The organism is Sphingobium sp. WR1 (assembly GCF_059693745.1).
Window position 1 is genome coordinate 1 of record NZ_JCATID010000060.1, and the last position, 5,026, is coordinate 5,026.

The 5,026-nt window shown below is 61.7% G+C and carries 3 protein-coding genes and 1 pseudogene; 2 read left to right on the plus strand and 2 right to left on the minus strand.

What is annotated here, in order from left to right:
* Positions 1-87: 87 nt before the first annotated feature.
* The gene (locus tag AC58EF_RS28060; RefSeq protein WP_497279650.1) at positions 88-1,095 is read right to left on the minus strand and encodes a WG repeat-containing protein; all 1,008 of its coding nucleotides are present in this window, start codon (positions 1,093-1,095) and stop codon (positions 88-90) included.
* Here AC58EF_RS28060 and AC58EF_RS28065 point away from each other — a divergent pair.
* Positions 1,084-1,284, plus strand: coding sequence for a hypothetical protein (locus AC58EF_RS28065; RefSeq protein WP_497279651.1), 201 nt, complete (start codon positions 1,084-1,086; stop codon positions 1,282-1,284). The two genes, AC58EF_RS28060 and AC58EF_RS28065, sit on opposite strands and share 12 nt — an antisense overlap.
* Positions 1,285-1,383: 99 nt before the next feature.
* Here AC58EF_RS28065 and AC58EF_RS28070 read toward each other — a convergent pair whose 3' ends face one another.
* On the minus strand, positions 1,384-1,941 hold the full coding sequence (locus tag AC58EF_RS28070) for a recombinase family protein (RefSeq protein ID WP_497279652.1): 558 nt from the start codon (positions 1,939-1,941) through the stop codon (positions 1,384-1,386).
* 76 nt (positions 1,942-2,017) lie between these two features.
* On the opposite strand from AC58EF_RS28070, the pseudogene AC58EF_RS28075 reads away from it, so the two are divergent.
* Positions 2,018-4,968: pseudogene (locus AC58EF_RS28075) on the plus strand (Tn3 family transposase).
* Positions 4,969-5,026 lie beyond the last annotated feature (58 nt).

Genomic DNA, 5,026 nt, shown 5'->3' on the forward strand with positions numbered 1-5,026 from the left:
GAATGGTACGCCAAACAACGATAAGAGCGAACAATCAGCGAACACTTGGGCGGCGCAGCTATTTGGCTGCGGTTGCTCAACCCCTGATCAATAAACGCATTGAGGCGGCATGCAGGGCATCCCGGACAGCTTTCCGAATTGATCGGATACACGAATACGCATGGCGGTGAGCGCCCGCACTAAGTCTGGAGTCGCGGTGCGTAGCTGGGCCAGGTAGCGGGCACGATTGGCTGAGATGCGCTGAGCCCGTTCTGCCTGGGCGGCCTGCGCGGCGGTGACCGCTGGCTTGGTTGCGATGCTGAGTGCTGACCACTGTCCATCGGCATGGATGAATCCTGCGCGTTCGCCTTCCTTGGCTGCGGCAAGGCCGTGATCGTCGAAGCCGCCGACCTGCGAAAATCTTGCCGGGATGACGATCGCGCCCGTCTTGGCGTTGGCGAAACCGTAGCGAGCAGTTGCCAGATCCTGAAAACGGACAAGCCCATTGGGACTGACGCCCCAGGCTATTATCCCCGTTGGGAAGCGGGTCACTATCGCGCCCTTAGCATCTATATAGGCGACCTCGCGTGGTCCGAGCGCGACGCGTGCGAGGCCGACGGGCGCATCAATCCCATCGTCCGACGGATCACCGGCGAAACTGCCTGCAAAGCTGAAACGCTCCGGAATCACGAACCGGCCGGTGTGGTCAATATAGCCCCAGAGCGACCCATCTTTTCCGTAACCGCCGGTAAGTGTCGCGGGAGCAAGGCCGTTGGCAGCAAAGTTACCGATTCCACCAAAACGCATCGGTATTACTGCACGTCCAGTGCGGTCGATCGCACCGAAACGACCGGCTTTGCTGACCCCCGTCAGCGCCGCACCACGGAACGGCCGAATGATGTCGTAGCGTGGTTCCACCACGATGCGTCCTGTCCGGTCGATCATGCCCGCAGACAAGCCAAAACCATCTTTATCGCGTATCTTGACGATCGCGAGCCCATCTTCATCAAAGGCCTGCGCGCCCACAAAGCGCGGTTCGATCACAACCTTGCCAGCTTCGTCAGCATAGCCCCATTGGTCGCCGATCCGAACGGGTTCAGGGCCATGAATAAACAAGGCGCGGTCATAAGCGGCATCGCCTGTTTCGTCGAAAATGAGGCCGGTAGTCGCGCGCGTGCGGAGATTGAAATATCCGGCTTTGCCTCCACCTCGTACAGCTACCCATTCACCGCGGAAGAGGGTGGATCCAGCTTCCCACTTGGCGGGTTCGACTACCTGCCCAGTACGATCGACGTACCCGGTTAGGGGCACACGCCGCAGTGTCTGCGCTTTTCCCCCCAGTGGAAACCAGGAAAGCGACCGCGAGAGCCAGACGTTTCATATTCCTCCTCATAAGAACATGGCTCATGCTGGCCGCGCGACGCCGAGCCGTTTCATCTCCCGATACACCGTCGACCTCCCGATACCGAGTTGCCGTGCTGCTTCGGTCGGCGAGATGCTCGCTTCGATCAGTTTGATGGCGGCGTGTACTTTGGTCATGTCGAGGGGCTGACGGCCAGGTTGCTTGCCTTTGGCGCGTGCGGCAGCGATGCCATCTCTGGTCCGCTCGGAGATCAGCCGCCGCTCGAAATGGGCGATGGCCCCGAACACATGGAAGATGAGTTCGCCGGCGGCCGACGATGTGTCTATCTTTTCCTCAAGGCTCAGAAGCGCGATGCCCTGGCCGCGCAGCGTCTCGACAGTGCTGAGTAATTCGGCAAGCGAGCGCCCGAGCCGATCGAGGCGTACCACTGCCAGCGTGTCACCCTTGCGGGCATAGGCCATCAGTTCGGCCAGACCGGGCCGTTCCATGCTCTTGCCCGACATCACATCGGTGAACACTTTGATCGCACCGGCCTTCTCCAGACGCATGGTCTGGCCCGCCACGTCCTGATCGCAGGTGCTGACGCGGGCATAGCCCAGAATCCGTCCACATACTATGTCTCTTTACTCATCGTTGTCCATAGGCCCAAATGACCTTTTGTGGACGGGAATCGGCATGACTAGGCGCAAGCATCAACTCCTGACCGAGAGCGAGCGCGATCAGATCCTCGCCATCCCGATCGACCGCGACCATCTGGCCCGGCTCTATAGCTTCGAGCCTTCGGACATGGAGATAATCGGCGTGCGACGTGAGCGAGGGAACCGGTTGGGCGTCGCGCTCCAACTCGCCCTTCTGAGGCATCCCGGCGTCACACTCGCGCAGTTGGTGCGCGACAGGGGAGCAATACCCCATGAACTCGCAGCTTTTGTCGCGGAGCAACTCGGCCTGCGCGTAACGGATCTGGCCGACTATGCTGCGCGGGATCAGACGATGACGGACCATGCCCGTGAGTTGACGGCGCGCTTGGGCCTTCGGGGGCCGACCCGGGCCGATATTCCCTTCATGATCGAAGCGGCTGCGGAAACGGCAAGGGCGACCGACAAGGGGATGACGATTGCGATCGGCGTTGTCACCGCCCTTCGCCAGGCTCGGATTCTGCTGCCGTCCATCTCCACCATCGAACGCGCCAGCAGCGCGGGACGCGCGCGTGCGCGCAAACAAGCCGCCTATTCCCTGATCGCCGATCTCAGCGCTGAACAGGTCCACGCCCTCGACCAGATCTTTGACGACGCGGGCGGCATGAGTCAGCTCGCCTTGCTCAAGACCATCCCCGTCGCGGTCAGGCCCGATCACATCCGTCAGATTCTCGACCGCCTGAGGCAGGTGCGGAAGATCGGCCTTTCTCCGGACCTGGCTGACCGCATCCATGAGGACCGCTTCCGGCAATATGTCAGGGAAGGCCGTGCGTCGCCTGCCTATATGATCGAGCGATATATCCCATCCCGGCGGCGCGCCACCCTGGTTGCGTTCCTGCTCGACCTTGAAGAACGGCTGACGGACAGCGCCCTGGAGATGGCGGACAAGTTGATCGGCAGCATCTTCACCCGTGCGAAGAACGCTCAGGCGCGCAGCTATGCCACTACATCGAAGAACGTTGCGCGGCTGATGCTGATATTCCGCAGGACGATCGACGCCCTCACCGATGCGGTCGATACCGGCGAAGATCCCATGGACGCGCTGGACGCATCGGTCGGATGGACAAATCTCCTGAAGGCGAGGCCGGAGGTGGCCTCGATCGCGGAAACCGCCAGCCTCGACCCGCTGACAGTTGCGGCCGATCGCTATGCGACGTTGCGCAAGTTCGCACCCGACCTGCTTGAAGCGCTTCAATTCCGCGCCGGGAAAGGGAGCGCGAAAACGATCGCTGCCATCGAGATACTGCGCGCCCTCAACAAGTCGGGCAAGCGCGATCTGCCTGCCGACGCTCCGATGCCGTTCCGCAAGGAATGGCGGAAAATAGTTGTCAGCGAAGACGGCAAGATCAACCGGCGGCTCTGGGAGATCGCGACGATCGCGCATCTGCGCAACAAGCTACGCTCCGGAGATGTCTGGGTGGAACGATCGGCGGGCTACCGCCGGTTTGACAGCTACCTGCTCAGCGAACCAAAGGCGAAGCCGATTGTGTCGGCTCTCGGTCTGCCGCCCACAGCCAGCAAATGGCTCGAACAGCGAGGCCGCGAACTGGACTGGCGGCTGAAGAAATTTGCCCAGCGCCTGAAGCGCGACACCCTGGAGGGTGTGCGATACCGCGACAACCGCCTCCAAATATCCCCTGTTCGCACGATCGCGACGCCCGACGCCGAAGCGCTGGCCGACCGGCTCGATGCGATGATGCCGCGCATCCGCATCACCGAGCTGCTGCATGAGGTGGCCCAGGAAACCGGCTTTCTCGCAGTGTTCACCAACCTGCGCACCGGCCAGCCGTGCCCCAATGAAAACGCGCTACTTGCCACCATCCTAGCCGACGCGACCAATCTCGGCTTGTCGCGCATGGCCGCCGCGAGCCAGGGCGTGGCGCGGGATCAGCTCCTGTGGACCCATGCGCCTATATCCGCGAGGACAGCTACCGCGCGGCGCTGGCTGTCCTTATCAATGCGCACCACCGCCTGCCATTTTCGCGGATTTGGGGAGATGGCACTACGTCCAGCTCCGATGGCCAGTTCTTCAGGGGCGCGAAGCGCGGCGCATCGGGTGGCGACATCAACGCCCGCTATGGCGTAGATCATGGCTTCAGCTTCTACACCCATGTTTCCGATCAGCGCGCGCCCTACCACGTCAACGTGATCTCGGCCGCGACGCATGAGGCGCCCTATGTCCTCGACGGCCTCACCAGCCATGGCACCGATCTCAGGATCGTCTGGGCAACCGATCATGTCTTTGCCCTGTGCGCGATGCTGGGATTTCGCTTCTGCCCGCGCCTGCGCGACTTTCCGGACAGGCGGCTTGCGCCGATCGCGCCGGCTACGGCCTATCCATCCATCACCCCGCTGTTGGGCAAACGTATTCGCACCGACATCATCGGTGAGCAATGGGACGACGTGCTGCGCCTCGTGGGGTCGATCAGGGCCGGCCATGTCGCGCCATCGGTCATGCTTAGAAAGCTCGCTGCCTACGAACGACAGAACCAACTCGACGTGGCGCTACAGGAAATCGGCAAGATCGAGCGGACCCTGTTCATGCTGGACTGGCTCGAAAATCCCGATCTGCGCCGGCGCTGCCATGCGGGCCTCAACAATAGCGAACAACGTCATGCCCTGACGCAGGCATTCTATACCTTTCGCCAGGGCCGCATCATCGACCGCAGCCATGAAGCTCAGCAATATCGGGCGTCCGGCCTCAATCTCGTCATTGCTGCGATCGTCTATTGGAACACGATCTACATGGAGGCCGGCGCTCAACATCTCCGGTCATCATCGGTCGCAGTGCCGCCTGATGGTCTGCTCGCCCATACCTCCCCTGTTGGTTGGGAGCATTTTGCATTCTCCGGTGATTTCCTCTGGGATAGAGCCGCCGCTTCCGCTGGCCGCAAGGCACTTAATCTCCCACCGGATAGCCGCGTCGCCTAGGCGTTCGCTGATTGTTCGCCCTTAGCGTTGTCTGGCGTACCTTCCACGCTATGCCCTC